Source organism: Mycobacterium sp. pR1184, assembly GCF_041287235.1.
GTDB lineage: Bacteria > Actinomycetota > Actinomycetes > Mycobacteriales > Mycobacteriaceae > Mycobacterium.
The window spans coordinates 66,818-93,726 of record NZ_JBGGKR010000008.1; the positions used below are offsets into that span (position 1 = coordinate 66,818).

The 26,909-nt window shown below is 65.6% G+C and carries 27 protein-coding genes; 7 read left to right on the forward strand and 20 right to left on the reverse strand.

The annotated features are described in order from the left end of the window. Positions 1 to 2: 2 nt before the first annotated feature. The 6 genes from ACAG21_RS15750 to ACAG21_RS15775 all read right to left on the reverse strand — a co-directional run bounded on the left by ACAG21_RS15750 (position 3) and on the right by ACAG21_RS15775 (position 7,150). Entirely contained in the window at positions 3 to 767 is a 765-nt protein-coding gene (locus ACAG21_RS15750) for an SDR family NAD(P)-dependent oxidoreductase (protein WP_370497058.1), read from the reverse strand. Continuing rightward, entirely contained in the window at positions 764 to 3,109 is a 2,346-nt protein-coding gene (locus tag ACAG21_RS15755; RefSeq protein ID WP_370497059.1) for a CaiB/BaiF CoA transferase family protein, read from the reverse strand. The genes ACAG21_RS15750 and ACAG21_RS15755 overlap by 4 nt, the downstream gene beginning before the upstream one ends. A 19-nt stretch (positions 3,110 to 3,128) precedes the next feature. After that, entirely contained in the window at positions 3,129 to 4,097 is a 969-nt protein-coding gene (locus ACAG21_RS15760; protein ID WP_370497060.1) for an enoyl-CoA hydratase/isomerase family protein, read from the reverse strand. Between the two features lie 38 nt (positions 4,098 to 4,135). Further along, a complete protein-coding gene (locus ACAG21_RS15765) occupies positions 4,136 to 4,972 on the reverse strand; it encodes a mycofactocin-coupled SDR family oxidoreductase (RefSeq protein WP_370497061.1) in 837 nt (278 codons plus the stop codon). Further along, positions 4,972 to 6,174: a cytochrome P450 gene (locus ACAG21_RS15770; protein WP_370497063.1), complete on the reverse strand. Its 1,203-nt coding sequence runs from the start codon at positions 6,172 to 6,174 to the stop codon at positions 4,972 to 4,974. The genes ACAG21_RS15765 and ACAG21_RS15770 overlap by 1 nt, the downstream gene beginning before the upstream one ends. A 268-nt stretch (positions 6,175 to 6,442) precedes the next feature. After that, positions 6,443 to 7,150 (reverse strand): TetR/AcrR family transcriptional regulator, encoded by a 708-nt coding sequence (locus ACAG21_RS15775; protein WP_370497064.1) that lies wholly within the window; start codon positions 7,148 to 7,150, stop codon positions 6,443 to 6,445. A 180-nt stretch (positions 7,151 to 7,330) separates the two neighbouring features. Here ACAG21_RS15775 and ACAG21_RS15780 point away from each other — a divergent pair, with 180 nt between their 5' ends. Next, complete coding sequence (locus tag ACAG21_RS15780; RefSeq protein ID WP_370497065.1) at positions 7,331 to 7,906, forward strand: preprotein translocase subunit SecD; 576 nt, start codon at positions 7,331 to 7,333, stop codon at positions 7,904 to 7,906. Next, positions 7,903 to 8,727 carry a sugar phosphate isomerase/epimerase family protein gene (locus ACAG21_RS15785; RefSeq protein WP_370497066.1) on the forward strand — a complete coding sequence of 275 codons (825 nt, stop codon included), beginning with the start codon at positions 7,903 to 7,905 and terminating at the stop codon, positions 8,725 to 8,727. The genes ACAG21_RS15780 and ACAG21_RS15785 overlap by 4 nt, the downstream gene beginning before the upstream one ends. Before the next feature lie 3 nt (positions 8,728 to 8,730). On the opposite strand, the gene ACAG21_RS15790 is transcribed toward ACAG21_RS15785, so the two are convergent. Genes ACAG21_RS15790 through ACAG21_RS15800 form a run of 3 tightly spaced genes read right to left on the reverse strand, consistent with a single transcriptional unit; the run spans position 8,731 to position 12,589 of the window. After that, positions 8,731 to 9,720 carry a Gfo/Idh/MocA family protein gene (locus ACAG21_RS15790; RefSeq protein ID WP_370497067.1) on the reverse strand — a complete coding sequence of 330 codons (990 nt, stop codon included), beginning with the start codon at positions 9,718 to 9,720 and terminating at the stop codon, positions 8,731 to 8,733. A gap of 10 nt (positions 9,721 to 9,730) precedes the next feature. Then, positions 9,731 to 10,942: an FAD-dependent oxidoreductase gene (locus ACAG21_RS15795; protein ID WP_370497068.1), complete on the reverse strand. Its 1,212-nt coding sequence runs from the start codon at positions 10,940 to 10,942 to the stop codon at positions 9,731 to 9,733. Between the two features lie 33 nt (positions 10,943 to 10,975). Further along, the gene (locus ACAG21_RS15800; RefSeq protein WP_370497069.1) at positions 10,976 to 12,589 is read right to left on the reverse strand and encodes an arylsulfatase; all 1,614 of its coding nucleotides are present in this window, start codon (positions 12,587 to 12,589) and stop codon (positions 10,976 to 10,978) included. A gap of 94 nt (positions 12,590 to 12,683) precedes the next feature. On the opposite strand from ACAG21_RS15800, the gene ACAG21_RS15805 reads away from it, so the two are divergent. After that, complete coding sequence (locus ACAG21_RS15805) at positions 12,684 to 13,703, forward strand: nitronate monooxygenase (protein WP_370497070.1); 1,020 nt, start codon at positions 12,684 to 12,686, stop codon at positions 13,701 to 13,703. A 12-nt stretch (positions 13,704 to 13,715) separates the two neighbouring features. Here the strand turns inward: ACAG21_RS15805 and ACAG21_RS15810 are convergent, their stop codons facing one another. Further along, the gene (locus ACAG21_RS15810; RefSeq protein WP_370497071.1) at positions 13,716 to 13,940 is read right to left on the reverse strand and encodes a hypothetical protein; all 225 of its coding nucleotides are present in this window, start codon (positions 13,938 to 13,940) and stop codon (positions 13,716 to 13,718) included. Positions 13,941 to 14,121: 181 nt separating this feature from the next. Further along, a complete protein-coding gene (locus tag ACAG21_RS15815) occupies positions 14,122 to 14,940 on the reverse strand; it encodes a class I SAM-dependent methyltransferase (RefSeq protein WP_370497072.1) in 819 nt (272 codons plus the stop codon). Positions 14,941 to 15,150: 210 nt separating this feature from the next. Here ACAG21_RS15815 and ACAG21_RS15820 point away from each other — a divergent pair, with 210 nt between their 5' ends. Continuing rightward, complete coding sequence (locus tag ACAG21_RS15820; RefSeq protein WP_370497073.1) at positions 15,151 to 15,501, forward strand: hypothetical protein; 351 nt, start codon at positions 15,151 to 15,153, stop codon at positions 15,499 to 15,501. A gap of 4 nt (positions 15,502 to 15,505) precedes the next feature. Here the strand turns inward: ACAG21_RS15820 and ACAG21_RS15825 are convergent, their stop codons facing one another. From ACAG21_RS15825 to ACAG21_RS15840, 4 genes are read right to left on the reverse strand one after another with little or no spacing between them, the layout of a single operon-like run. Next, on the reverse strand, positions 15,506 to 16,774 hold the full coding sequence (locus ACAG21_RS15825; protein WP_370497074.1) for an amidohydrolase family protein: 1,269 nt from the start codon (positions 16,772 to 16,774) through the stop codon (positions 15,506 to 15,508). Positions 16,775 to 16,821: 47 nt separating this feature from the next. Then, entirely contained in the window at positions 16,822 to 17,595 is a 774-nt protein-coding gene (locus ACAG21_RS15830; protein ID WP_370497075.1) for a class II aldolase/adducin family protein, read from the reverse strand. Next, positions 17,582 to 19,204: a class I adenylate-forming enzyme family protein gene (locus tag ACAG21_RS15835; protein ID WP_370497076.1), complete on the reverse strand. Its 1,623-nt coding sequence runs from the start codon at positions 19,202 to 19,204 to the stop codon at positions 17,582 to 17,584. Before ACAG21_RS15835 ends, ACAG21_RS15830 begins: the two co-directional genes overlap by 14 nt. A gap of 48 nt (positions 19,205 to 19,252) precedes the next feature. Beyond that, the gene (locus ACAG21_RS15840) at positions 19,253 to 19,564 is read right to left on the reverse strand and encodes a hypothetical protein (protein ID WP_370497077.1); all 312 of its coding nucleotides are present in this window, start codon (positions 19,562 to 19,564) and stop codon (positions 19,253 to 19,255) included. Positions 19,565 to 19,947: 383 nt separating this feature from the next. Here ACAG21_RS15840 and ACAG21_RS15845 point away from each other — a divergent pair, with 383 nt between their 5' ends. Together ACAG21_RS15845 and ACAG21_RS15850 are read left to right on the forward strand one after the other, a co-directional pair. After that, on the forward strand, positions 19,948 to 20,472 hold the full coding sequence (locus ACAG21_RS15845; RefSeq protein WP_370497078.1) for a hypothetical protein: 525 nt from the start codon (positions 19,948 to 19,950) through the stop codon (positions 20,470 to 20,472). 40 nt (positions 20,473 to 20,512) lie between these two features. Then, positions 20,513 to 21,412, forward strand: coding sequence for an alpha/beta fold hydrolase (locus ACAG21_RS15850; protein ID WP_370497080.1), 900 nt, complete (start codon positions 20,513 to 20,515; stop codon positions 21,410 to 21,412). On the opposite strand, the gene ACAG21_RS15855 is transcribed toward ACAG21_RS15850, so the two are convergent. Next, positions 21,409 to 22,149 carry an SDR family oxidoreductase gene (locus tag ACAG21_RS15855; RefSeq protein ID WP_370497081.1) on the reverse strand — a complete coding sequence of 247 codons (741 nt, stop codon included), beginning with the start codon at positions 22,147 to 22,149 and terminating at the stop codon, positions 21,409 to 21,411. The two genes, ACAG21_RS15850 and ACAG21_RS15855, sit on opposite strands and share 4 nt — an antisense overlap. Positions 22,150 to 22,245: 96 nt before the next feature. Between ACAG21_RS15855 and ACAG21_RS15860 the strand changes: the two genes are divergently transcribed. Beyond that, positions 22,246 to 23,091, forward strand: a complete 846-nt coding sequence (locus ACAG21_RS15860) for a DMT family transporter (RefSeq protein ID WP_370497082.1) — start codon at positions 22,246 to 22,248, stop codon at positions 23,089 to 23,091. A gap of 1 nt (position 23,092) precedes the next feature. On the opposite strand, the gene fadD1 is transcribed toward ACAG21_RS15860, so the two are convergent. From fadD1 to ACAG21_RS15880, 4 genes are read right to left on the reverse strand one after another with little or no spacing between them, the layout of a single operon-like run. Continuing rightward, a complete protein-coding gene (gene fadD1, locus ACAG21_RS15865) occupies positions 23,093 to 24,697 on the reverse strand; it encodes a fatty-acid--CoA ligase FadD1 (RefSeq protein WP_370497083.1) in 1,605 nt (534 codons plus the stop codon). A 2-nt stretch (positions 24,698 to 24,699) separates the two neighbouring features. Continuing rightward, the gene (locus tag ACAG21_RS15870; protein ID WP_370497084.1) at positions 24,700 to 26,304 is read right to left on the reverse strand and encodes a flavin-containing monooxygenase; all 1,605 of its coding nucleotides are present in this window, start codon (positions 26,302 to 26,304) and stop codon (positions 24,700 to 24,702) included. Beyond that, positions 26,301 to 26,501, reverse strand: a complete 201-nt coding sequence (locus ACAG21_RS15875; RefSeq protein ID WP_370497085.1) for a hypothetical protein — start codon at positions 26,499 to 26,501, stop codon at positions 26,301 to 26,303. The genes ACAG21_RS15870 and ACAG21_RS15875 overlap by 4 nt, the downstream gene beginning before the upstream one ends. Before the next feature lie 26 nt (positions 26,502 to 26,527). Further along, entirely contained in the window at positions 26,528 to 26,893 is a 366-nt protein-coding gene (locus ACAG21_RS15880; protein ID WP_370497340.1) for a Zn-ribbon domain-containing OB-fold protein, read from the reverse strand. Positions 26,894 to 26,909 lie beyond the last annotated feature (16 nt).

Sequence of the window (26,909 nt, forward strand, 5' to 3'; positions counted from 1 at the left end):
GATTACCAGGTCTGTTCTGCGGCGCGGACCAACATCTGGTTGACCGCCACCCGGCGGTCGCGGGTCACCATGAACAGCACCGCGTCGGCGATGTCCTCGGGCCGCAGCTTGACCATGCCGGCGGTTTGGCGTTCGACCGCCTCCCGCGAGTTTTCGGCCAGATGGCTGAAGATCTCGGTATCGACCGTGCCGGGACCGACGACTCCGACCCGGACGCGCTGGCCGAGTACCTCTTGGCGCAGCCCCTCGCTGAACGCATTGACGCCGAACTTGGTCAACGAATAGACCGCGGTGTTGGGGCGGGCAACCCAGCCCGCGGTCGAACTGATGGTGACCAGGTCGGCCACGCCGCGTGGCGCATCGGCAGCCGCCCCGATCAGATGGGGCAGTGCTGCTTTGGTGGCGTACAGGACGCCCTGTATGTTGACCGACACCATCTGGTCCCAGTCCTGCAATGGCGCCTCGGTTGCGGGTGCGGACTGCATCAGACCGGCATTGTTCACCAGGATGTCCAGGCGTCCCAACTCGGCGACGGTTCGCCGCACGGCGGCCGTCACTTGTTCGGCATCGGTGACGTCGGCCGGCACGACCAGCGCGGTACCGCCGGACGATTCGATCTCGGCTTTCAGGTCGGCCAGCCGCTCGGCCCGGCGTGCGAGCAGCGCCACTGCGGCGCCCTCGGCTGCCAGCGCTTTAGCGGTCGCTTCGCCGATGCCGCTGCTGGCACCGGTAACCAGTGCCGCGGTCTGTGTCAGTGTTCCGGTCATAACCCGCCCAACGTCGTTGCCCCAGCCAGTATTTCGCGGAGCACGTAGTCGGTGTCCTCGCCCAGGTCGGGCGCGCCTCGCTTGATGCGCGCCGGGTCGCGCGCCATCCGCCATGCCGGTCCTAGGATCGGGCGCTGGCCTTCGCGGTGATCGGAGACGAAGCGATACAATTCGCGTTCCCAGAGTTGCTGATCGCCGATCACGTCGATCGCGGTAGCGCTCTTGGTGGCCGGCACTCCCGCGGTCCGCAGTCGATGCGCGAGGGTGTCGGCATCGAAAACGCGGGTCAGCTCCGCGATGTCACGATCGAGCGCGTCGACATGTCTGCGTCGGCCGTCCGATGTGGCGTAGCGGGGATCGGCCAGCGCGTGGGCACCGAGCACGTCGCACAGCCGGCGCCATTCGTCGTCGGCTGCTACGGCCACGCTGATCCAGGCGCCATCCGCGCAGGGATAACAGCCATGCGGACACATATCCGGGTGACGGTTACCATCCGGTCCGAGGCGTCGACCGGTGAGGCTTTGTTCGAGCAGGCAGTCCCCGATCATCGAGGAGAGCGTTTCGACCGCCGAGATATCGACGAATTGCCCTGTGCCGCTGAGCTCGCGGTGCACCAGAGCGACGACGGCGGCGTAGGCGGCCGCCGCCCCGACCGTGGAATCCCCGTACCGCATACTCGTGCCGAGCGGGGGCCCACCCGGGTACCCGACCAGCGGCGCGAGTCCGGCCAGGGCGGCGAAGCACGGCGCGTAGCCGGTCTGGTGACCGAGGGGCCCGTCGTTGCCCCACATTTTGATCGAGACCGAGATGATGTCCGGCTTGATCTCGGCGAGCTCCGGATAGCCCAGACCCTGGCGCTCCATCGCGCCCGGGCGCAGGTTGTTGATGACGATGTCACTGCGCGCGATCAATTCACGCAGTCGCGCCATGCCCTCGGCCGACTTGATATCCAGGTCCACGCTGAGGATCTCGGGGTTGATGCTCAGGAAGAACGGTGCGTAGTTGATGTCGGTGCCGCCATAGGCGCGCATCTCCTCGGGCAAGGCCGAGGTTTCCACCTTGATGACCTCGGCGCCCAGCATCGCCAGCAGCTTGCCGGCGTAGGGACCCGCCCATACCTTGGTGAGTTCGACGACGCGCACCCCTTCCAATGGCCCCCCTCGCGGTGTCTTCGGCGCCTTGAGTTGCGGTACTCGCACGGTGGCCGGTGTGCGCGCCGCATCGAGGCTGCTCAAGATCGCCGACGTGTGCTGGCCGAGAGTCGGTGCGGCCGAAGTGATTTCAGCTGGCGATTCACTGAGAAGATACGGCACCGTGGGGTAGGCGGCGTCGCCCAGGACAGGATGGGTGACGTTGCGAAAAAAGCCGCGGTGCCGGTACTGCGGCGACTCGTGCAGATCGGCGGCGTCGTTGACCGCAACGAGTGGCACACCCATGCGCTGAGCTTCGTCGGCTGCCGTCGCCTTGGGCAGTTCGCGGACCCACTCCGCGAAGCCCTGCTGGAATGCCTTGACCTTCTCCGCGGTGACCGAGAACTCGAGCCAGTCGTCTTCGAATTCGTCGAGCCATTCGGGCTGTCCCATCAGCTTTTTGACGCCGAGCCAGTGCGCGCCGCTGGTCATGTACAGGTAGACGAAGCCATCGGCGCAGGCAAAGAACGACGCCGGGCCCTGCTGGTCGTAGTCGTCGCGGGTGCCCAGGGCGGGGACTTCGCCGGTGATCAGGCGGCCCAGAATGCAATCGGCGCGCGAGACCAGCACGGCATGCTGGGAGATGTCGATGGCCTCACCCCGCCCGTGGTGCAGCCGCCCGAACAGCGTTGCGGCCACGCAGAGTGCCGCCTCGAGTCCGGCTTCGTAGTCGGCCATGAACCGACCTGGTCCTTGCAGCGGTGGCCTGCTGGCGTCCGGATGACTGGGAGTGTGGTATCCCCACCCGCTGGCGTGGAATACGTTGATGCTCTTCGCGTTTGCATACTCCGGTGCGGCATTCTGGCCGAACGGAGTGATCGAGCAGAAAATCACGCCCGGGTTCCGGGCGGCCACGCTGGTCGCGCCGTCGTCGATCACCGCGTCGGCACCGGCGATCAACGCGTGCAGCCGCGGGTCGCGAACGTCCAGCTCGACCGAGCTCTTGTTCGTGTTGAGGTAGGCGAACAAGGCACTGCTATCGGGCCCCGGAGCGTCGCCCAGGATGGGAGAAAACGCCCGGGTGGAACTGCCACACCCGGGCGCCTCGACCTTGATCACCTCGGTGCCGAAGTCGGCCAGCAGTTTTCCGCAGTACTCCCCCGCGACCGACGACGCCAGCTCGACGACCCTGAAACCGGTTAGCGCCGACATGCGAGCTCTCCCAAGGCCGTCAGGGCTTCGCGCGTCCCGAGCGGCTCAGGCGCCACTCCGGGGGGAAGTTCATGTCGTTGTCCTTGACCACGTTGTTGAGGCCCTTTTCGAAGGTGCCACCAGTGAGGTCGACTTCTTCCGCGTCGTTTTTGATCATTGGCAACATGCCCTCGACCATGCCGGTCAGCAGGCTGCCGAAGTATTCACCCTTGTGTTGCTTGTAGAGCTCGAGGAATGTCTTCTGCACCGCGACCGTGTCGGTGGGACGCGACCGTGAACATGCCATTGCGTACTTGAGGGTCTCGGCTTCCAGCTTCTCGCGCGGCACCACGCTGTTGACGAAGCCGCATTCGTACATTTCCTTGGCGCTGAACGGCCGTCCGGTGAAAAGCATCTCGGAGAACTTTCGCAGTCCCATCGTCTCGGCCCACCACCACAGCCGGGGCCCCCAGCCGACATAGCGGAACGCCGGGTGGCCGAACAGGGCATCGTCGGAGGAGATCACCAGGTCGGCGTCACCGGCCTGGTAGAAGTGCCAGCCGTAGCAGTAGCCCTTGGCCTCGATGATGCTGATCTTCCGAAGCTCCTGCAGCGGCCGGTTACCGGCACGCGCCTTGGCGTAGAAGTCGGTCACAGTAGACAGGTACCGGTACGACCCACCCGGCGGGTACTTGACGTCGTCATCGTTGATCGCGAGCTCGTGGTGCAGCGGCAGGCCGGGGTTCTCCAGCATCGGCCGTTGCTCGGGCAGGTCCCCTCCACTGCCGAAATCCTCTCCCTCACCGCGGATTACGACGACCTTGACGTCGTCGTCGACATTGCACTTGTGGATCAGGTCGGCGTAGTTCTGCCGCATGCCCAGGCTGGTGGCATTCTGCGCCTCCGGCCGGTCAAAGGTGATGTAGGCGATCCGGTTCTTCTTGTCCTTCTCGAACTTGATGTACTGCTCGGCTTGTTTCTTCAGCTTTTCGTAGTCGAATTCCGGCATGAGATATCTCCACTTCGTCGTGCTTAATCGAATAGTGCTTACTTGAGTAACGCGCCCGCGTCCACGGGCAGCGAAACGCCTGTGACATAACGTGATTCGTCAGAGGCGAGGAACAGGACGGCGTTGCTGATGTCGCGGGCCTCCACCCAGGGCACCGGCATCGTGTGCATCATTTGCGAAAACGGTGCGAAGTCGTCCGGTCCCGGGTTTTCCAGATCCGGCCGGAACAGCTTGTAGGTCACCTCGTTCATCGTCATCGGCGTGTTGACCTGGCTGGGGTGTACCGAGTTGACCCTGATGTTGTGTTGGCCCAACTCGACGGCAAATGCCCGCATCAGGCCGATGACGCCGTGCTTGGCAGCGATGTAGTGGCCGGTGTGGGCCAGCGCCTTGTGCGATCCGACCGAACCGGTCAGCACGATCGAACCGCCGCGCTCACCGCCAAGGATATGCGGCACGGCGACTTTGACGGTGTGCCATACCCCGGACAAGTTGACGTCGATCATGTCGCGCCAGATCTCCTCGCGGATCTTGTGGAGCTTGTTGCCGAAGGTTCCGATACCAGCGTTGGCGACGACGATGTCGAGGCGGCCGAGTTGTTCCACGCCGCTGTCCACGGCGGCCTTGAGACCCTCGTAGTCACGGACATCGACCTGAGCGGTCACGATGCGCCGATCGAGGTTCTTGACCAGATCGGCGGTTTCGACGAGATCCTCAGGAGTCGAATGCGGGTAGGCCAGGTTGTCGATCGGTCCGCAGACGTCGATCGCGATGATGTCGGCGCCCTCCTGCGCCAGGCGCACCGCGTGGCTACGGCCCTGCCCGCGGGCGGCGCCGCTGATGAAGGCGACTTTGCCCTCGACGCGGCCGGCCATCAGGGCACCAATGTCGGCAGGGTCTCCCAGCCCCGCACCGACGAGGTCGGGCTGAGCGTGGCGCTGGCCATATCGGGTTCCCACTCCGGGAAGCGCTTGAGGATTTCCTCCAGGGCGACCCGGCCTTCCAGCCGGGCCAGTGCCGAGCCCAGGCAGAAGTGCGCACCGACACTGAACGTGAGGTGAGGCCGGGGCGCGCGATGGATGTTGAATTCGCCTGCATCGGGGCCGAACTGGCGCTCGTCGCGGCAGGCGGCACCGATCAGCATCAGCATCACGCTGCCTTGCGGCACCGTTTGGTCGTAGAGGCTGACGTCGCGGGTCACATACCGCGCCATGTGCGGCGCCGGCGGCTCGAAGCGCAGCAGCTCCTCGATCGCCTGCGGGATCAGCGCGGGATTTTCGACGAGTTCACGGCGCTGGTCTGGGTGCTCCGCGAGAACCTTTCCGGCCCAACCGATCAGACGGGTCGTCGTCTCGTTGCCCGCTCCGGCCACCACGTTGAGATAGACGAGAATCTCCTCACGGCGCAGCCGCCGCGTGGTCCCGGTCTCGTCGACGAACTCCACGTTGAGCAGCTCGGTCATGATGTCGTCGGACGGGTTGTCGGCACGCCAGTCGATGTAGGCCTCGAATTGCTCGCCCACCGACAAGCCGTGCTCGGCGGCGCTCATCGGCTTGCCCGGCTCGGTGCGTAGTTGCGCGTTTCCGCGATCGCGGATGTATTCCTGATCCTCTTCGGGAATACCGAGCAGAGCGCTGATGACCTTCATCGGCATGATCGCGCCCAGGTCGGTGACGAAATCGAATCGGCCCGAACCCACCAACGGATCCAGCGACTGCGCGCAGAAGTCGCGGATCATCGGCTCCAGCGCCGCGATCTTGCGCGGCGTGAACATCCGCGACAGCAACTTGCGGTGCACGTCGTGGATCGGCGGGTCTTCGAAGATCAGCATCCCCGATGGGATCTCGAGGTTGGCCTTGATCAGCTCCATGATTACGCCCCGCGCAGAGCTGTAGGTGCCGTGATCGATGATGCCCTTGTTGACATCGGCGAATCGGCTCAGCGCGTAAAAGTCGTATTCGGAGTTGTAGTAGAGCGGCGCCTCGTCACGCAAGCGCTTAAACATCGGATACGGGTCGGCAATCAGCTCGACATCGTACGGATCAAAGCTGACATGGCTCTCGGTGCTGGCCGTCACGAAATCCCTCCTAGCGCTTTCGATTTCGGGGAGCGACATGCCTGAGACGTCGCCGTAGCCGGCAGCGAGTCAGCGCCGGATCCGGGTCGGGCAATTTGTACACTCCGCTTAAATGCGTTTGTTTCGACAAACGCACGGGCTCGGCTGATAGCGGGCTCACCGACGGCCCGTGAACGTCGGTTCACTCTATTCTCGTAGAGAACCATATAGCGGATGCTGTGGCAAGACCCAAAACGCACGAAAACCGGCGTCGTGCGTCTGCCGGCGGTCAGCCGGAGGCGGCGGCCCGGCGGCCGCGCCCCGGGTGCACATCGGCGGCGTCGGTGAGGGCGCCCCGGTGCGGGCTCTTGAGGATTCCGGTCGCGATGGCCGTCAGGATCGCGTCGAGCTGCTCGGGGGTATCGACAATCCGGTCGCCATGCGCGGCGCGCATCAGCAGACCGTTGATGAACGTCAGGGTGACGTTGCTCAGATCCTCGATCACCGCTGATTCCAGTTCGGCCCCATGCGGCATCAGCTGCACGAGTATCTCGCGGTGCAGCTTGGTGAACGCGTCCGTGGCTCGCTGCAGGATCGCGGCCATCGCGGGATCCCGGGCGGCCTGCATTGTCAGCTCGTAACGGGCCTTGGTCCACGACAGCTGCGGCTCGGTGCCGGCCTGAATCACGACCTGCGACAACAACGAGGGCGTGGGATTGTCTCCCGTGCTACCGGCGCTGTCGGCGATCGACTGCAGCCGTTCCAGATCGAGCTCGGCCAGCCGTTCGGCAACCGCGCGCAGCAGTGCGGACCGGGTCCGGAAGTAGAAGGAGGTAGTGCCGTCGGGAACGGCGGCCTTGCGGTCGACCTTCAGATGGCTCAGGCCCTTGGCCCCGTCGGCAGCCAGCAACTCGATCGCCGCATCGCACAGATCGCGGCGGCGCTCCGCGGGGTTGGGCTTTCGTCTCGTTGCCGCCGCAGACGGATATCGAGCCATGAACACAGGCTTTCGTGGCAAGGATCTAGAGTGAACTTTCGCTGACGTGCAGCACGACCATACTCTATGTTCGTAGTGTCCGTAAAGCGCACGTCGCGAGTGCAACGGTGTCATCACGATTCACGCGAATTCTGCAGTAGTGGGCGACAACGGGCGCTCGACCTACTTTGCTGGAGGTCGATGCCCGCTACGACGACCGTTCGGCTGACCATCGCCATCCTGCTCGGCGCGCTGGCGTGCGGCTGCCATTCGGCACAGCATGCGGTCGCACCCGCCACGTCGAGCAGCACCGCGGCGTCGGCGCCCCCACCCGTGCCGCCGATGGCACGGATCGCGCCGTTGCCGGTGCGGCCGGTCGAGAAATCGCAGCCGACCTCGCCGGAGAAGTGCCCCGCGATCAATCCGGCGGCCCCGGCACCGCCGGAGGGCGTCCTGGTCACCTGCGACCTCGCCCGGACCACGCGGTACACGTTGGGACCGGAAACGATGCGACTCGGGCTGACTCACGTGGACGCACCCAAACCGCTGACGGCGGACTTCTTTCAAGTGATTCTGACGATGGACCCGGCGTCGGAGACGGCATGGGCGGCATTTACCGCGGCGCATCTGCATGCCCACATCGCCTTCATCCGCGATGATCTGGTCCTGGAGGCGCCGATGATCGAGGATCAGGTCAGCTCCGGCCAGATCGCGCTGACGATTCAGACGGCTCCGGCGGCCGCCCAGTTGGCGCAATTGGCGGCCCGTCCGGCATGACCGAACTGGCTATCGGCTTTCTCAATGGATTCGGCCTTCCGCCAATCGAGTTCGTTGATCTCGCAGCGGATCTGGGCTGTCGCTACATCTCCGTGGTGGTGCGGGGCGCACCCCTGGTGCCGCTCGGCTATCCGCCCTATTCCCTCAAGGACGACGCGGGGCTACGACGCGACGTAATCGCGAGGATGCAGCAACGTGGCGTGGCCGCCTCGCTGGGCGATGGCTTCCTGGTGCTGCCGGACACCGAAACTCAGTTGTTCAGTGCAGATCTCGATGTATTGGCCGAACTGGGTGTACCCCGAATCAACGTCGTCAGTCTGGATCCCGATCTCAACCGCACCTTCGACCAGTTCGCGGCTTTGACCGAACTCGCCGCCGAGCGCAGCATCCAGACCGTCGTCGAGCCGGTTCCCGGGCTGACCGTGGGTGATCTGCCCACCGCACTGGCCGCACGAGAATACGTCGGCCGACCGGACTTTCGATTGCTGATCGACACAATGCATCTGGTGCGCTCCGGGTCCAGCGCAGCCGATCTGGCGGCCGTCGACCCCGAATACATCGGTTACGCCCAACTCAACGACACCACGCTGCAGCCCCGCTTGGACAACTACATGGAGGAAGCCATGTTCGAGCGCATGGTCCCCGGCGAAGGCGAACTCCCGCTCATCGACCTTCTGTCCGTGCTTGCGTCCGATATCGTGCTCGAAATCGAAGTGCCCAGAAGGTCATTGGCGTTGGCCGGGGTCAGCCCGATCGACCGGGTACGCCCATGCGTCGAGGCGGCACACCGGCTGCTGGCCGAAATCGACCGCCAGGCTTGACCTTCAGCTCGGCTCCCGAAGCGGCAGACCCGCCGCACGATAGATGTTGTCGATGACGGTCATGTTCTCGATCGCGTCCTGCGCGGTGGTTTTCACAGGCTCGCCGCGAAGCACCGCTGCGGCGAAAGCATCGAGTTGGTAGGCGTAAGAGGCGCGGCGCGGAAAGCTTTCCACCCGATTGTCGTCGGCGGTTCGAACCGAGAGGCGATGGAACATCTGCGGCATCGCGGGATTGAGCAGATGGAGCTGGCCGCGTTCGCCGATCACTTTGGCGCTGATATCGAAAAGGCGCCGCGACCACATCGAGCACCGGACCCGGCCGGTGTGTCCGCCGGCGAATCGTAGCTCGGCCGTCATCGCCCGGTCGATCTGGGGATTATGCAGCTTGGCTTGCGCCGAAACGACTTCCGGGGTCGAACCACCGAACGTACGAACCATGTGGACCGGGTAGCAGCCGGCATCCATCGTCGCACCGCCGGCCAGGGCGTAGTTGTACCGAATGTCGGAGAACTTCGGCAGCGGGAAACAGAGCGTGGCTTCCACGTGCGTGAGCTTGCCCAGTTCTCCCGAAGCGATGATCTCCTCGGCGCGCAGGGTCTGCGGATGGTAGCGATAATGGAAGGCTTCCATCACCACTCGATCCGATTGCGCGGCCAACCCGGCGATCTCGCGGGCCTCGGCGGCGTTGGCGGTGAACGGCTTTTCACATAGCACGTGTTTACCTGCGGCCAGCGCGGTACGGGTCCACTTGCCGTGCAACCCGTTTGGCAGCGGATTGTAGATCGCGTCGAGATCCGGATCGGCGATCAGCAACTCGTAGTCATCGTGCACCCGGGCGATGCCGTGCTTGGCGGCAAACGCGCGAGCGCGCGCGCCGTCGCGTGCGGCCACCGCGGCGACCACGACCTCAGGGTTGTTCTTGGCGGGATTGATCAGCGCCATCGGCGCGATCCGGGCAGCGCCCAAGATGCCGATGCGCAGGAGTTCAGCCATGGGCCCGACGCTACCGCCGGGCGAAGGCCGGGGCGCGCTCGGGCCTGACCCCGACACCGATGAAATAGGCGGGGATCAAGGACAGCCACGGCAGTCGCTGGATTACGCCCAGGACGGCCGCCGGCGGGGTCGGGTCCGCGCCACGCAGCAGCGGCCCGAGTCCGCGCTGTAGGAACCGCTGCACGCCTTGGGTTACCGCGGTGGGAAACAGCCGGCGACGGCGCACGGCCGCCAGGTCCCGATCGGTGACGCGGTGGCGGCGCAGCGGCTCGGCCAAGATGGTCGCGGCCGCCACGGCATCCTGGACCGCGAGGTTGATGCCGACACCGCCAAGCGGTGACATCGCGTGTGCGGCGTCACCGATGCACAACAGTCCGCCGGTGTGCCAGCGGAGCAGGCGATCGACCCGGACATCGAGGTGCTTGATCTCGTCCATCGACTTCAGTGTCGCCACCGCGGCGGCCGATTCCGGCAAGAGCGCGCAGACGTCGTCGCGAAACGCCTCGATGCCTTTCGCCCGCAGTTGCGTATCGGTGCCTTTGGCCCCGATGTAAGCGATCTGGTTGTAGCCCTCCCGCGGAATCACCCCGAGAGCCTTGCCCGGGCCCACCCGCGGCAAAAACGAGAACTCCTGATCGCCGTCGCGCGGCAACTTGAACCACCACACGTCGAAGTTCACTGGGTACTCACGGCTCCGCAGGCCGGCCGCACGGCGTGCCATCGACCACCGGCCGTCGCACGCGACGGTCAACTCCGCCTTCAACTCACCGGGCCCGTCCGGGCCTTCGTAACGCACGCCGGTGACCGTGGCTCCCTCGCGCAGCAGGTCGGTCGCCTCGGTATTCATCCGCAGCGTGAAGGTCGGTTCCTCTTGGGCGACTTCGGCGAGCAGGTTGAGCAGATCCCACTGCGGCACCATTGCGACAAAAGGGTGGGGTTGGCGCAGCCGACTGAAGTCGACATAGGTCACCGACCGCCCGTCCGATTCGAACTTCGCGCTGTGCACCTCGCTGTGCGGTATGGCGGCGAAGCGTTCCCACAGGCCCAGTTCGTCCAGCAGACGCAATGTGGTCGGATGCACCGTGTCCCCGCGAAAGTCGCGGAGAAAGTCACCGTGCTTTTCCAGCAGCGTGACCTCGACACCGGCCCGGGCCAGCAGCAGCCCGAGTACCATTCCGGCCGGGCCACCGCCGATCACGGCGCAGGTTGTCGTTTCAGTCATCGGTTCCCCCAGATCCGTTGCTGCACAACGCCGTTAGCCAAGCAATTGCGGGTCGACGTCGTACACCGAAATCGGCTCCGTGAGTACGCCGTTTTCCTCGACATAGCGATCCCACAGCGCCAGCAGCTCGGCGAGCTTGTCGGGATGGGTGGCCGCCAGGTCGTGGATCTCACCCCGGTCGCGGGAGAGGTCATAGAGCTGCCAGGTGCCCGGCCCGTATGGCGGGGGCAGATAGAGGGCTTTCCAGTCGCCTTGACGGATCGCGCGGCGGCCGAACAATTCCCAGCCGGTGCCGGTCTCACCCGGGTGGACCGCCTCGGCGTCGCACGACAGATACGGCACCAGTGAGCGGCCGAGCATCGGCTCGACGTCGCGTCCGCGGTAGGAGGTGCCGGGATGTTCGACACCGGCCAGTTCCAGCACGGTGGGCGTGATGTCCATGACGGTCGCGAACGCGGTACCGATCGCGTCCTGGCGCGCGAAACCCGGCCAGGTGACGAAACCCACCACCCGGATACCGCCCTCTGTGGTGAAGGCCTTGTGCAACCGCGACGGCGCCGTGGCAGCCTGTGCCCAGCGGGGTCCGTACCAGATGAACGACGTCGGCCGGCCCAGGTTCTCCAGGCTGTTGTCGCAATTCTTTTCGATCTGCGCGACGATCTGGGGTCCGCGCAGGGGCATCGCCTCGACGATCGCGCCCTCGGCCCCGTTGTCGGACATGAACATCACGACGGTGTTGTCCAGCTCGCCGGTCTCGGCCAGGTAGTCGATCACCCGGCCGATGTTCCAGTCCATTCGGTCCACCATGCCGGCGTAGACCTCCATGGAACGGGCCGAAATCGCGCGAGCCTCCTCCGTCATGTCGGCCCACTCCGGTGCGCCGTCGGCGACGACCGGGTGCGGCTCGACGTCGGGCGCACACAGGCCGAGACGCTTGAGCGCCGCCAACCGCTCCTCACGCAACGCGTCCGGGCCCGCGTCGTAACGGCCGCGGTATTTGGCAACGGACTCGTCGGGCGCCTGCAGCGGCCAATGCGGCGCCTGAAACGGCAGGTACGCGAAGAACGGCCGGTCGTCATCGGCTGCGCGGTCGCGGAAGTAGCCGAGCAAGGTGTCGGTGTAGGAGTCCGACGAGTAGAAGTCTTCGCCCACCGTGACGAACTGGTCGTCTTCGGTGTATAGCGTTGGTACCGGCGAGAATCCGCGACCGGCTGCGCCGCCGTAGTGGCTGGCGCCCGCTGGTAGCAGCGCGAACGAACGCTCGAAACCCCGTGCCCACGGCGATCTTTCAATCGTGTGGCCCAGATGCCATTTGCCCGACATCAAGGTGAAATAGCCGGCGTCGCGCAACAGTTCCGGGAGTGCGACGACCCGGTCGTTGAGGTAGCCCTCGTAGCCGGGCGCGCCCTGAAATCCGGGAATCGCGACTTCGAGCATCGTGCCGATACCGGCGACGTGGTGGTCGGTTCCGGTCATCAGCATCGCTCGGGTCGGCGAGCAGGCCGGCGCCGAATGGAAATCGGTGAGCCTGATGCCCGCGTGCGCGAGACGGTCGAGGTTGGGCGTTTCGATTTCGCTGCCGAACGCACCGATGTCGGAAAACCCGAGGTCGTCTGCCAGGATCACCAAAAAGTTAGGCCGCTTCACGGTGAAGCATCCTGTCAGGTCCGGCACCCGAATGGAACGTTCGAGCACTGACTAGGCTCGATTCGGGAAAATACCTAACCCGGAGGGGCGCCCCATGTTGGCACAGTTCGAGATGTCGATTCCTCTGGTTGCCGCGCCGATGTCGGGCGGCCCGACCACGCCGGCGATGGTGTCGGCGGCCACCGGGGCGGGCGGGCTGGGCATGCTCGCCGCGGGCTATAAGACGGTGCAGGCCGTCGAAGCCGAGCTCAAGAGTGTGCGTGCCGAGGGAATCCCGTTCGGCATCAACCTGTTTGCACCCAACCCGGTCCCGGTCGACCCGGACCGCTACCGGGCTTACGCAGCGATCATCCAGAAGGAGGCCGAGCAGTTCGGCCTCGACCTGCCTGCTGACCCCGTCGAGGACACCGATCAGTTCGACGAGAAGATTGCGCTGCTGCTCGATGACCCGGTGCCGATGGTGTCGTTCACGTTCGGGATCCCGCCACGCAACGTGATCGCCGCGCTGCAGCATGCGAAAACCGTGGTGGTCCAAACGGTGACGACGGCGCAGGAGGCGCTGCAAGCCCGGGATGCCGGCGTGGACATGCTGGCGTTACAGGCCGCCGTCGCCGGCGGGCATTCCGGCACCCTGACACCACTGCGACCAGTGCAGCCGGTCCCGATCGTGGACCTGGTCAAACAGGTCACCGCCACGGTGTCGCTGCCGGTGCTGGCCGCCGGTGGACTGGCGACACCCGATGCGGTGGCCGACGTGATCCGGGCCGGGGCCGCCGCGGCGGTCGTCGGCACCGCTCTGCTGCGTGCCACCGAAAGCGGTGCGTCGGCAACCCACCAGGCCGCCCTGACCGATCCCGCTCGGACCGAAACGGTGGTGACCCATGCCTTCACCGGCCGCCCCGCCCGCGGACTGCGCAATACGTTCATCGACGACCACGAGGATCACGCTCCGTTCGGCTACCCCGCAATCCACTACCTGACCAGTCCGCTGCGCAAAGCCGCCGCGGCGGCGGGCAAGCCCGACTACGTCCACCTGTGGGCAGGTACGGGGTACCGGCATGCCACCGCCGAACCCACCGCGGACATTCTGCGCCGGCTTGCCACCAATCTGTGATAGCCGCCGGACCTAGTTGCTCAGGTAGAGGTACCAAAGACCATCGGAATGCTGGACACAGGAAAAGTGAGTCCAGGTGCCGGGATGGACGACCTCGACATGCGGCCCGTCCGCCATGCACCCAGCCTCTGTCGCATAGTTGCCTTCGACGAGGATCTCATCGGCGTTGCTGACGGCCACCCCGGCGGTCATCGTCGCCGAAAAGGCCAATATACCTGCAGCGATCAATTTCTTCACAGAATGCCTCCCGCTCGCGCCCACCCCCTGGATCCCGACGCCAGAGTTTGCTGAGTATCGACGTTACCGACTGGCAATCGTCCACGCAATGCCGAGGTTTGCGCGGACTTCGCGGCTTATCACTGTGGTCGCGGCGCGGACCCGGACGTGTCGGGCAACCAGCCGTGAGGTTGCCGGAGCCCTAGAAGCTAAACCGGTTCAGCGTGTCATAGGGGCCGAACGGCGAGGCGTTGAAGAATCGGTATATCCACCGCACGACGGTGCTGTCGATCTTCTCGTAGCCGGCCTGTGCCGGTGTCTGTTCGACCAATCGCAGCCTTGGATCCCACGTTTCGATGTCCCGCGCGTTGCCGATCCCCCACTTGATGATGCCCCGGGTGAGCATTTTCGAGAGCAATGGCGCCAGGGCCGAAAGGGTGTCGAATTGCAGTTCCCCGCAAGCGAATCGGTCGAGCACGCGCGCAAACAGTGCGCGCACGGAATTCTCGTCCAGGTACATCAGCAGGCCCTCGGCGACGACGAGCGTCGGGTGGCCGGTGGGGATTTGATCGAGCCAATTCAACTCGGTGACCGACGATCCGATCATCTTGTAGCGCTCGGTTTCGTCGTAGAGCCGCCGGCGAAGCTCGATGACGCTCGGCTGGTCGAGGTCGAACCACCGCACGGCCGGCGGTACGTCGAGACGCAAGGACCGTCCGTCGAGGCCACAGCCCAGGTGCAAGACGACCGCGTCGGGGTGGTGCGAAAGGAAATCGGCGCACCACTCGTCGAGCTGCTTGGCCCGCAGCGCGACCAGGTACTGATTGGACGCCGGCAACGAGTTCCGGTGTATGCGTTTGAAGTCGTAGTCGATCCGGTCGACGGCCTCGGCCGCGACATGGTCACCCAGAATCGGATGCCGAGAGCGACTTTCGTGAGCACGCAGATACAGCGTCACGAGGTTCGTCCACTCCACCGAGCCCCAGCGGACCGAGCTGAAATCAACTTTGCCCGTCGTCACAGTCCCCTCCTGGGTTAGCGCCTACCGACAGCGAAGCGCATTCGGGCCGCGATGGCCACCCCCGAAGTACCGGATCCGTCGAACAAACTGGTCACGGTGCTGCAGGTGCCTCGAATTCACGTTTGCCCATCCGATCGACCGTGTGCTCCGAAGAACTGTCGAGCAACGGTTGTGGCGGGTGACACCGCCAGGCCGAGAAAGGGGCCTTCGATGCGACAGGTGACGTTCAAAATGGTTGCCGCTGGCGACGGTTCACCACCAACCTCAACCGGATACTGCTACTACCTGGTGGCCCACGCGGTCGCGACGGTGTTGCTGCTGCTGACCCTGGTTGCCGCGGTTTGGCAATTCATGGACTGGGTCGTGACGCCGTCGTGTCTGGAAGCCAGTTCAGGGTCGTCGTCAGCGGTGGCGCTGGCCGCGGGGACTTCCGCACCGCTGACGGACAAGCCGCTACCCACCGCACCCTCGCGCTCCGTGCGCACCGCGGGACGGAGCGAAACCGTGGCCGGCTTCAAGGCGGACTCCGGTGACTGCCCTTGCCCGAAGAGTGCCAAGTGAGCGCTCAGAACGCGTCCGGATCCTGCTGGACGGCTGCCGGCACCGGATGTTGGTACAAGCGCGACGCGTTCTCCCAGGTGAACTTGCGAATCGCGTCCGGGGGCAGATCGCCGATCTCCTCGCGGATGGTTTGTTGCGTATGCGGCCAGGTGGAGTCACAGTGCGGGTAGTCGGCTTCGAGCATGATGTTGTCCATACCGATTCGGTCGCGCTGTACGAACGACGATTTGTCCTCGACCGCGCAGAACCAGAAGTTGCGGGTGAAAACCTCTGCGGGAGTGAGCTTCTCCCCCAGCGCCTGCCAAGTGCCGTACATGGCGTGGTAGCTGAGCATGTGATCGAGGCGATCGAGCAGCCCTGCCACCCAGCCGATTCCGCCCTCGGACAGACAGATCTTGAGATCCGGGAACCTGCTCGGCAATCCGGAGTACAACCAGTCCACGGCCGCCGAGATGGCGTAGGCGAAGAACAGCACACCCGCTACATCCGGCGGAGCGTCCTCGGTGGTCGACGGCGAAGAACCCGACGATCCGATATGCAGATTCACCACGGTTCCGGTTTCGGCGCATGCGGCCATGATCGGATCCCAGTGTCCTGAATGGATACTGGGGAACCCGAGCATGGCGGGGTTCTCGCTGAACGTCACCGCATGGAAGCCGCGCGCGGCGTTCTCGCGGATCATCTCCGCACCCAGCTCGGGGTCCAGCAGCCAGGGCAGCTGGCAGGGAATGATCCGTTCGGGATATGACCCGGCCCACACCTCGAGGTGCCAATCGTTCCAGGCCCGCACCGCGGCCAGCGCCAGATCGCGATCCTTGGTCACCTGCTGCAACCGCTGGCCGGCGAAGCCGGGCAGGAACGACGGAAAGTTCAGCGACGCGTAGATGCCGTTGAGATCCATGTCCTTGACGCGCTCATGGATATCCCATGCGCCCCTTCGCATTTCATCGAATCGGACCGGCTCGAAGCCGTACTCGGCCACCGGGCGGCCGACCACGGCGTTGAACCCGACGTTGGGCAGCTCCTGATTGTCGTAAACCCAGGTCTGTCCACCGTTGGCGGTGTCGACGACCCGCGGCGCACGGTCGGCGAACTTTCGGGGCAGCCGGCCGGTGAAGGTATCGGGGGGTTCCACGATGTGGTCGTCGACCGAGATCACCGTGTAGCGGCGCGGTGAACGCGGCGGATCCGGCAGAAACGTGACCGACCGCTCGTCGCCGGTCTTGGCCGTCGTGAAACTCAGATTGGCGGCCAGCTCGTCAATTGATTTCATGGCCGGCAATCTCCTTTCGCGTCGGCGGGCGGTGACGCCTGCCGGGCTCAGCTGAGTACATCGGGATCCGCTTTGATCGTCATCCGCGCCGCGCCCGCCCAATACACGTCGGCGGCGCGCTCGATCAGGGACCGCTGCATGCCCGCCATGTCCGACCAATTCATCGCGACCGGCTCCCTGCCGGTGAGCATGACGTCGTAGGCCAGCTTGCACACCCGCTCGATCGACGCCGCCCGGTACACCGCCTCGGGCAGGTTCCGACCCGTCGCGATGACGCCGTGGTTGGCCAGAATCGTGAGGTTGGCGCCGCCGATGCGCGCCGCCAGGTCGGCTGCCCGGTGGGGGCTGTCGATTTCACCGTCGTATTCGCCGACCAGGCACAGGTCATCCAGGAACAGTGCGCCGGTCTGGTGCACCAGCTCGGGCAGCCTGCCCAACGCCGCGAGCACACAGACGTAGTACGGGTGATTGTGAATGACCACCCTGGCGTCCTCGCGTACCCGGTGCAGCTCGGTATGAATGTGGATGGCCGGGGTGACGTCCCACCGACCACGGACCACGTGAGCATCGGTGTCTACCAGGCAGATATCGGATGCGGTGAGTTCCTGCCACCACAGTCCCCACGGATTGACCAACATGTCGGATTGCCCGTCGAGCTGCCAGGTGATGTGTCCGGCCATGTTCTCGGCGAACCCGATGCCGGCCAGATGCCGGAAGGCGACGGCGAGCGCCTGCTCGTTGGACAGATCGACGCCGATCGGGGGCACCACCGACGGCGCCCACACCTGCAGGCCACCTCGTCGTGGATTAGGCGTGTTCATTCTCGGCCTCCAACCTTGCTCGAATATCTTGGCGGAGCTCGCCTTTGGCGATCTTTCCGCCGGACGACCGGGGTATTTCGTCGACGACGATGAGGCGCTCGGGCAGCAATTCCTTGGAAACCCCCAGCGCCAGTAGGTGGTCGACGAGTGCGGGCAGGTCGAGGGTTGAGGAGTCGGCGAGTTCGGCATAAAGACAGACCTTTTCGCCGAAGACCGGATCCGGCATCGCCACCGCCGCGGCCAGCGCGATTGCGGGGTGAGTCAGCACGGCGTCCTCGACCTGTGAGGCGCTGATGTTCTTGCCGGCCCGCAGGATGAAGTCGGACGTCCGGCCGGTGACGGTCAGGTAGCCGTCGTCGTCGACCTCGCAAATATCGCCCATCAGCATCCAGCCGTCGCGAGTGAACAGCTTGTCGTGGTCGGTACCTCCGAGATAGCCGAGGCTGGTCGCCGGGCCTCGGCACGCCGGCTGACCCCGTCCCGTCGCGGTGACGTCTTGATCCCCGTCGAAGAGCCGGACCGCCATTTCGGGGACGATCCGGCCGCCGGTGCGCAGGCGACGTTCCAGCGGATCGTCCAGCGTTGTCGCACTGAGTAGACCGGTCTCGTTCGAGCCATAGAACTGCAGGATCTTGGCGCCGGTGAGCTTTTCGAATTCGACCGCAGGCCGGTACGGAATCGCCTCACCGCCGGTGAAAACGACACGCAGCGAACTCAGGTCGTAATCCCTGGACGCGCGGTCGGCCATCAGCATCGTCAATTGCGAACTCACACAACACAATACGGACACTTTGTGCCGGGCTATCGCTTCACACGCCGCGTGCGCGGCGAAGCGCCCCAGAATCACCGCAGTGGCACCGAGGTAGATGGGAGTGGTGTGGCTGGTCCATATTCCGAAGCCGAAAGGCATGGGGATGACTGGCAGGAACACGTCGTCGGACGTCAACAGCCCATTGGCGACGGCCTTCTGGTGAAAGTAATGCCACCGATTCTGCGTATGCACGACACACTTGGGCAGGCCGGTGGTCCCCGAGGTCGAGTTGATCAGGAAGACCTCGTCGGGGCCGAGTTGAGATTCGGCGGCGACCGCCTGCGGGCGCACTTCGCTGGCCAGGCGCGGTGCTCCGGCATCCTCGGCCAGGATCAGCAGGGACACCGACGACTCTGTGATGGCCCGGGCCGCGTCATCGCTGTGCCTAGGGTCGCTGATCAGGACCTTCGGTGCCGCGTTGCGCAGCAGCGCGCCAACCTCACGGATGCCGGCGCGCGCACCGATGCCGACGACCACGCCGCCACAGCGCTCGACCGCAACGAACAGCACGTGTATCGCGCCGCCGTCCCCGTGCCACACCGCGATTCGGTCGCCGCGGACAATGCCGATACCGGTTAGCTGGGACGCCAAATTATCTGCCGCAGAGTCGAATTCGCGCCATGTCAGCGAGGTGCCGGGTTCGTCGGAATAAGCGAGACGGTCCGGTAATCGCTCGGCGTTGCGCCGCACCGCGTCCGACAGTGTCGAATCGGACCACCATCCGGCCGCGCGGAACCGGGCCGGGTCGTCGTCGGTGAATGCCGGCGAGCCCACGGCGTTCAGCTCACCGGCGCTCATCACCAAATGATAGGAAACCTATGCGGGATCCGGATGGCGGGCTGGCCGCTACGGATTCCGCGGCAACGGAAGGGGATCTCCCGGACCGTGCACGAGACGCGGGGGGCGCTTCGGAGGCGGGGGCCGGTCGGGATTGATCGGCCCACAGTTCAGGCCACTGATGCAGCCGCCACCACCGCCGGCGGGTTTGACCCGCAGCGCGCCCCCGCCCTCCCCGGGAGGCGCGGGAACCACGCTGGACGACGCAACGGCAGTGCTGTTCGGCGACTCGTCAGCCGAACCAATGCCGCCGAACGCCACCGCAAGTACGGCCGCACCGCCGAACAGTGCGGCTACCGTCTTGCCCGCGTGATTCCCCACGACGGCCATTCTAGGCCCGTGCGTCCTGTTACTGGGAAAGACGCGGAGGGTTGGTCACCGGTGGAGGCCGGTTCGGGTTGATGCGCCCACAGTTCAGGCCGACGATGCAGCTGGCGCCGCCGTTTTCGGGTTGAATCCACAGGCCCATCGGCTGCGATGCGTCACTGGCCCAGCAGCAGGGCCCGGGCGTTGGGGTGGGGTCCGCGCTGCTGGGCGGCGCGGACCCCACACCGACACCGCCAAAGCCCACCAAGAGCATCGCCGCGCCGGATGCCGCGGCTAACGTCCTACCCGTGCGTTTACGCACGTGTCGAATTCTAGTTTTTCCGCGGCGGAATGTGTAGAGCCGTAATGCGGCCCAAGCCGCGCCTATCATTGCCGGGGTGTGGTCGGCACTGCAAGGCAAAAGACTGGTGCCGGGCCTACTGTGCGGCGCGGCCGCCGGTGCGGCGGGCACCACCACACTCAATGTCATCACCTACCTCGATATCGCGGTGCGCGGCCGTCCGACGAGTAGCACCCCCGAACGGACCGTCGACGCCATGGCGAGGTTGTTCGGTCTCACCGTTCCCGGCAGCGGCGACGTGCTCGCCAACCGAATCTCGGGGCTCGCAGCGCTCACCGGATATGCCGCGGGGATCGGAATGGGCATGGTTCTCGGGCTGGCGTATGCCTTGGGCTGGCGACCCCGACTCGTGGTCGCCATGCTGGTCGCGTCGGCCCTCGCTCTGGTCGGCACGAACGGACCGATGACCGTTCTCGGGGTTACCAATCCGCTCACCTGGAGTGCGGTCGACTGGATCAGCGACCTGATTCCACATCTGGGCTATGGCGCGGTCACGGCTCTGGTGTTGTACTACCTCGCGCCGCTCTGCCGGCCTGCGGGCCGGACACCTCCGTCCGGCTAGGGGCCGCGGCCGGCCGACGAACGGAAGCTTTTCGCACGGCATGGCGTTTCAAGTCAGCATGGGCGCCGCTCAGACAATCCGGCTGCTTGAACGGTACCGGTCATCGGGCCGGTTCTTCTCCGCCGGCGGCATCAAGTCGTTCGTCTTGGACGAAGGCCCCCCGGATGCCCCCGCCGTGGTGTGCGTCCACGGGGTTCCGTCCTCGGCGTACTTGTATCGCAAAGTCGTTCCGGCCCTGGCCGGAACCGGTTTGCGCGGCATCGCGATCGACCTGCCCGGGCTCGGACTCGCCGAACGGCCCGTTGATGCCGATTACACCTGGACGGGGCTGGGTCGATGGCTGCTGTCGGCGATCGACGAATTGGGGCTCGACCGCTTTCACCTGCTGCTGCACGACATCGGCGGCCCCATCGGATTCGAGGTGGCCAACGCGGTACCCGATCGGGTGCTGTCGATGACGTTGCTGAACACGATCATCGAAGTGGAGTCGTTCCACCGTCCATGGCCGATGGAACCCTTCGCACATCCGGGCATCGGCAAGGCATGGCTGGCCTCCCTGCGTATCCCGGGGGCGTTCTTGGCGCTGATGCGACTCGTCGCGGTCAGCCGCCATGTTCCCGCCGCGGAGATCGCGTGTTGGGTGCCCCTGCTATTCGGCGACGACGGTGGGCGCGCATTCCTGAAGATCATGCGCGGCTTCGAGCTGACCGCCGCGAAGGAAAAGCGCTATCTCGACGCCGTCCGGGACGGACCGTACCCCGTGCAAGTCGTATGGGGCGCGCGCGACAGGATGCTCCCCTGGCGGCGCTGGGGGATCCAAGCGCAACGAGCCGCGGGCGCCACCGATTCAATCCTGTTGCCGGCAAAGCACTTCCTACAGGAAGACAAGCCCCAAGAGATCGCCGATGCGGTCGAACGGTTCGTGAGCCGACACCGCTAGCCCTGGACCGTGGGCCGGATGGTGATGTCCCCGACCTCCACTTCGTCGGGCTGCTCGACGGCGAACGCGATGGCCCGTGCGACCGCGTCCGGCGGAATACCGACGTCGTTCATCGCGCGCCGGATCTGCTCGCGCAACGCGACGTCGTCGATCGACTTGTCGAGTTCAGTGTCAACGAAACCCGGCGATATCGACGTCGTACGGACCACGCCATCGGTCGACTCTTGGCGCAGACCTTCCATCACCGTGCGCACCGCGTTCTTGGTCGCCGCGTACACCGCCATGGTCGGCACGATCTTCAGCCCGGCCGTCGAGACCGTCGTCACGAAGTGTCCGCGGCCCTGCCGGCGAAACACCGGGAGTGCCGCGGCGAATCCGTGCAGCACCCCGCGAAGGTTGACGTCGATCATTGCCGCCCAGCCGTCGACGTCCAGCTCGGAGATCGGCCCGATCTTGCTGATTCCGGCGTTGCTCACCAATACGTCGAGGCGACCGAACCGGTCGACGGCGGTACCGACGAGCCGCTCGAGATCCTCCCGACGGGCGACGTCGACCCGGCAACTGACGGCCTGTCCTCCGTGATCGCCTAGCTCGCCTGCGATTTCGTCAAGGCGCTCGACGCGACGGGCTCCCAGGACCAGGCGCGCGCCGCGTCCGGCGAGCAGACGCGCGGTCGCCTCGCCGATCCCGCTGCTCGCCCCGGTGACGGCCACGACCTTGCCTTCGATACCCGTCATCGCTATCCCCTTCGCGCCGATGAATGCCCCACGGTGCCATTGTCGTCCTGCGCCGCGGGCCCTGCCCACGAACTCCGGCTCGGCTACTGTCGGTCAATGCTGATCGGGTTCCTCCTGGCTCTGGGCTGTTCGGTGTGTTACGGCACCGCCTCGGTACTGCAGGCTGTCGCGGCGCGGTCGGTGGAATCCGGCGGCAAATCCGGTGTCGACGCGATGCTGCTGCTGCGCGCCCTGCGGCAGTGGCGCTACATCGTGGGCATTGGCCTGGACGGCCTCGGTTTCCTGCTGCAGGTCGCGGCGCTTCGGCTGGTGCCGATATACGTCGTCGCCGCGGCGCTGGCCGCGTCGATCGCGGTCACCGGCATCGTGTCGGCGTGGGTGCTCTCGGCACGGCTGTCCAAGGCCGAGTGGACCGCCGTGGGTGTGGTTTGCGCGAGCCTCTTCGCGCTGGCTTGTGCCGCCGGGCCGGGCCACTTCCGGCATGGCCCAGCCGGACTCGGCTTGGCGTTGATCGTCGTGGTCGCCGCCATCTTCCTCGTCGGCGCCGTCGCCGGCCGGTTGCCCGACCGTGAACGCGCACTCGTGCTCGGCCTCGGCGCCGGAAGCGGATTCGGCGTCGTCGAAATCGGAGTGCGCCTCATCGACGAGATCGATCCGACCAAGGCCGCCTTCTACACCAACCCGGCGCTGTATGCCGCGGCCGCAGGCGGCGCCGCGGGATTCCTGTTGTTCACCTCCGCCCTACAACGCGGATCGGTCACCACCACAGTCGCAGCGATGGTCGTCGGTGAAACCATCGCGCCCGCACTGGTCGGCGTGCTGTGGCTGGGTGACACCGCGCGGCCCGGTTGGGGGTGGCTGGTCATCTTGGGATTCGTTGTGGCCGTGGGCGGTACGCTGGTCCTGGCCCGATTCGGCGAGGCGCCCAGCTCCGCGGAGTGAGCTAGGACGGCGTGGCCTCTGAAACATGCTGTGCTGCAACCGTATACGCCGTGCCGCGCGGTTCCCGGGTCAGCAGCACTCCGCCCTCGGCGTCGATGCCGGCGGCGATGAGCTCGCGCTTGAGGATCTTGTTGGTCGCGGTCGCCGGAAGGTCGTCGTTGATGCGCACGTAGCGTGGCCAGGCCTTCGGGGAGAGATCGCTCTGGGTGGACAGAAAATCCTCGAGATCGCTTGGCCGCAAGTCCATCCCGCGGCGAAGCACCAACGCCGCCATTACCTGGTCGCCGACTTGCTCGTCGGGTACGGCATACACCGCGACCTGGCTGACCTGCGGCAGTCGTGCCAGGATCCGTTCGATCGGCGCCGCCGCGAGGTTCTCCCCATCCACCCGCATCCAGTCGGCGGTGCGGCCGGCGAGGTAGATGAAGCCGTCGGCATCGCGATAGGCCAAATCGCCCGACCAGTACATGCCGTGTCGCATCCGCTCGGCGGTGGCGTCCGGATCGTTGTAGTAGCCGACGAACGGACCCGCTCCCGTGGTGTTGACGAGCTCGCCGACGGCGTCGTCGAAGTTGATCAGCGCGCCCTGTTCGTCGAACTGGGCGACCGCGCACTCCGTTAAGGTTGTGGGGTTGTAGATGCTGACCCCGGGATACGGCTTGCCGATCGAGCCGGGCGGGGTGCCGTCCTCGCGCACCACGATCACCGCGAACTCGCTGGACCCGAAGCTGTCGACCACTCGGCAACCGAAACGCCGTGCGAATTCCGTGATATCGCGATCGGTTGCCTCGTTGCCGAAGGCCATGCGCAGTGTCGTGTCGGCGTCGTCGGGACGCTGCGGAGTGGAAAGGATCAGAGCAAGCGGCTTGCCGACGTAATTCAGGTAGGTCACGCCGTAGCGGCGGACGTCCTCGATGAACCGCGACGGCGAAAACTTGGCGGGGACCATCAGCGCCCCGCTGCCGATGGCGACGGCCCAGCCGGCGGCAACGCCGTTGGAGTGGAACAGCGGCATCGCCAGATAACAGACATCGGCCGCGGTGACGTCGTACTGAAAGACCAGGCTGGCGCCGCACATGATCGCCATACCGTGTGCGAACCGCACGGCCTTGGGATTGCCGCTGGTTCCGGAGGTGAAGATCATCATGAACGTGTCGGCGGCGGCGACCTCGCGGTGCGGCGTCATGGGTGGCGCCGCGGCGACCGCTTCGGCGTAGCGCACCGATCCCACATTCAGAACCTGAATTCCCTTGAGATCCAAGACGTCCAACAACGGTAGGTGCTCGTCGTCGACCAGCAGAATCTGGCAGTCGCAACGCTGGATATCGGACAACAACGCAGGCCCGCGACGGGTGGTGTTGAGCCCGCACAGCACGTAGCCACCCAGCGCGGCGGCGGCCATCGCGCGCAGCATCGCCGGTGAATTGCCCAGTGCGGCACCAACATGCAATGGGCGATCCGGGTCGGCGAGGGTAATCACCGCCGCCGCCTCGGCCTCGGCCTCGGCAAGGTGCTCGCGCCAAGTCCAGGTCGCCTCGCCGTGTGCGATCGCAGGGGTGTCGTCGTGCCTGCGCAGCCGCAACAGTTGCTGAACCGTCTCCGGCACGGTCACTTCCCCGATCTCGTTGTCAACACCAACCCGGCGTAATTGCGTTGGGCCACATCGTCGCAGTGGCGCCGGTAGGTACCGAACCCTCCGATGTACGGCATGAAGGTGCGCTTCTTGCCTTCGATGTTGGCACCCAGGTACCACGACGACGCGGCCCTGGGAAACAGCGTCCGCCCGGCGGCCTGCGCCACCTGATCGGTCCACGCCCGGGCCGCGTCCAGCCGCGGCTCGATCTCGCTCACCCCCTGTCGTCGCGCCGCTCGAATCAGGTCGATGACCCAGTCGACCTGAACCTCGGCGTGCAGCACCATGTTCGCCAGCACCGACGGACTCCCCGGCCCGCTGATCGTGAACAGATTCGGCAGCCCGGGCACCATCAGACCGAGGAAGGTCAGCGGTCCGTCATGCCAGATGTCCCGCAGTCGCTCGCCTCGGGGTCCGCAGGGGTTGATTCGGGTCAACGCCCCCGTCATGGCGTCGAAGCCGGTGGCGAAGATCAGCACATCGAGCGGATAGGTCGCTGCGCTGGTACGCACCCCGTGCGGGGTGACCTCCCGGATGGGCTCGCGGCGCAGGTTCACCAGCTGCACGTTGTCGCGGTTGAACATGGCGTAGTACCCGCTGTCCGTACAGATCCGTTTGGTTCCGATCGGATGGTCGACCGGGATGAGATCGGTTGCGACGGCGGGATCGGTGACGATTTCCCGGATCCGCTCCTCGGCGAACCGCCGGGCGACGTCGTTGGCGGCCAGGTCACTGGTCTGGTCGGGGAAGGTCTTGGCGAACAGAACGCCACCTTCGCGCCAGCGCTTCCACAACGCCTCGGCTTGCTCCCCGGGCTCGGTATCGACGGCGTTCTTAGGGTAGGTGCCGTGCGGTGTGCCCGCCGCTGCATACGCCGAGACCCGGCGACGCTCGGGATACTGTTCCTGGATCTCTCGTTGTTCCTCGATTGACCACGGCCGGTTGGGCATTGGAATCGTGTAGTTCGGCGACCGCTGAAACACGACAAGGTTTCGGGCTTGGGCGGCAATGATCGGTGCCACCTGGATTCCGGATGATCCCGTGCCAATCAGCCCGACTAGCTTGTCGCGCAGATCGGGATCGTCGCGCGGCCACGCGGCCGTAAAATACACCTCGCCCGAAAAGTCTTCAACGCCTGCGATATTGGGTCGATTCACCGCCGATAAGCAGCCGGTTGCGCACACCAGAAATTGAGCCGCATAGGTTTGGCCCGTCGCGGTCTGCACGTTCCAACGGCCCCGATCGAAGGCGGCATCGACCACGTCGACACCGAATCGATAATGGCGACGCAGGTCGAAGCGGTCGGCGACGTGACGCAGGTAGGCCAGGATCTCTGGCTGCGCTGCGAAGCGCTCACTCCACTGCCAGCTCCTCTGCAGCTCGTCATCGAAAGAGTAGGAATAGTCCACGCTTTCGACGTCGCATCGCGCTCCCGGATAGCGATTCCAGTACCAGGTGCCGCCCACATCGGGGGCCGCCTCGAGGCCGATCATCGACAGGCCCGACACGGCGAGCCGGTGCACGGCGTAGAGCCCGGCGAACCCGGCGCCGATCACGATGACGTCGCTTACCTCGGTCATGTCGAGCCGCCTCGGTATGCGGGGTGCAAGAGTCCGCGCAGGTCGGCGAAGACCAGGTCCTGCACCGAGGTGGCGGGCCCGAAGGATGAAATGGTCATGAAGCCCACCGAGGCGCGCGCCTGCGCACCGGTCATGGTCTCAACCCGCGGGAACCCCGCGTTCAACTGGTCGAGCATCGCCTGTACGACATCGTCCATCTGCACCTGGCACCTCACCGTTGAGGTCACGCGGGCCGATATCGCAACAGGGTGATGCCGGCCTCGGGCAGATCGTAGAACACCGGCTCCACCCGCATACCGATCCGGATGTCACTGGGGTCGATGTCGACCAATTCGGTGCTGATCCGCGGTCCGGCATCCCACTGCACGACGGCCAGCAATTGCGGCACAGCATCCGCCCAGGGCGGGGCGGTGGGTCTGCGAGCAACCGTGAAGGTGTACAGCGTTCCCGCACCATCGATTTCGCGCCATTCCAGATCGTCGGCCAACGTTGCGGGGGCCAGCGTGCGCGGATAGAACACGTAGCGGTGCAGCGAGGGCGAGTACTGCACCACGATTCGGTGTTGGGCCAGGCCATCCCAGAAGGGCATCGATACCGGGGTGGGC

Bases quoted from the DNA above. Each gene is read 5' to 3' on its own strand.
- ACAG21_RS15750 (WP_370497058.1), bottom strand. From the start codon at position 767: ATGACCGGAACACTGACACAGACCGCGGCACTGGTTACCGGTGCCAGC.
- ACAG21_RS15755 (WP_370497059.1), bottom strand. From the start codon at position 3,109: ATGTCGGCGCTAACCGGTTTCAGGGTCGTCGAGCTGGCGTCGTCGGTC.
- ACAG21_RS15760 (WP_370497060.1), bottom strand. From the start codon at position 4,097: ATGCCGGAATTCGACTACGAAAAGCTGAAGAAACAAGCCGAGCAGTAC.
- ACAG21_RS15765 (WP_370497061.1), bottom strand. From the start codon at position 4,972: ATGGCCGGCCGCGTCGAGGGCAAAGTCGCCTTCATCAGCGGCGCCGCC.
- ACAG21_RS15775 (WP_370497064.1), bottom strand. From the start codon at position 7,150: ATGGCTCGATATCCGTCTGCGGCGGCAACGAGACGAAAGCCCAACCCC.
- ACAG21_RS15780 (WP_370497065.1), top strand. From the start codon at position 7,331: ATGCCCGCTACGACGACCGTTCGGCTGACCATCGCCATCCTGCTCGGC.
- ACAG21_RS15785 (WP_370497066.1), top strand. From the start codon at position 7,903: ATGACCGAACTGGCTATCGGCTTTCTCAATGGATTCGGCCTTCCGCCA.
- ACAG21_RS15790 (WP_370497067.1), bottom strand. From the start codon at position 9,720: ATGGCTGAACTCCTGCGCATCGGCATCTTGGGCGCTGCCCGGATCGCG.
- ACAG21_RS15795 (WP_370497068.1), bottom strand. From the start codon at position 10,942: ATGACTGAAACGACAACCTGCGCCGTGATCGGCGGTGGCCCGGCCGGA.
- ACAG21_RS15805 (WP_370497070.1), top strand. From the start codon at position 12,684: ATGTTGGCACAGTTCGAGATGTCGATTCCTCTGGTTGCCGCGCCGATG.
- ACAG21_RS15820 (WP_370497073.1), top strand. From the start codon at position 15,151: ATGCGACAGGTGACGTTCAAAATGGTTGCCGCTGGCGACGGTTCACCA.
- ACAG21_RS15825 (WP_370497074.1), bottom strand. From the start codon at position 16,774: ATGAAATCAATTGACGAGCTGGCCGCCAATCTGAGTTTCACGACGGCC.
- ACAG21_RS15830 (WP_370497075.1), bottom strand. From the start codon at position 17,595: ATGAACACGCCTAATCCACGACGAGGTGGCCTGCAGGTGTGGGCGCCG.
- ACAG21_RS15835 (WP_370497076.1), bottom strand. From the start codon at position 19,204: ATGAGCGCCGGTGAGCTGAACGCCGTGGGCTCGCCGGCATTCACCGAC.
- ACAG21_RS15850 (WP_370497080.1), top strand. From the start codon at position 20,513: ATGGCGTTTCAAGTCAGCATGGGCGCCGCTCAGACAATCCGGCTGCTT.
- ACAG21_RS15855 (WP_370497081.1), bottom strand. From the start codon at position 22,149: ATGACGGGTATCGAAGGCAAGGTCGTGGCCGTCACCGGGGCGAGCAGC.
- ACAG21_RS15860 (WP_370497082.1), top strand. From the start codon at position 22,246: ATGCTGATCGGGTTCCTCCTGGCTCTGGGCTGTTCGGTGTGTTACGGC.
- ACAG21_RS15870 (WP_370497084.1), bottom strand. From the start codon at position 26,304: ATGACCGAGGTAAGCGACGTCATCGTGATCGGCGCCGGGTTCGCCGGG.
- ACAG21_RS15875 (WP_370497085.1), bottom strand. From the start codon at position 26,501: ATGGACGATGTCGTACAGGCGATGCTCGACCAGTTGAACGCGGGGTTC.
- ACAG21_RS15880 (WP_370497340.1), bottom strand. From the start codon at position 26,893: ATGCCCTTCTGGGATGGCCTGGCCCAACACCGAATCGTGGTGCAGTAC.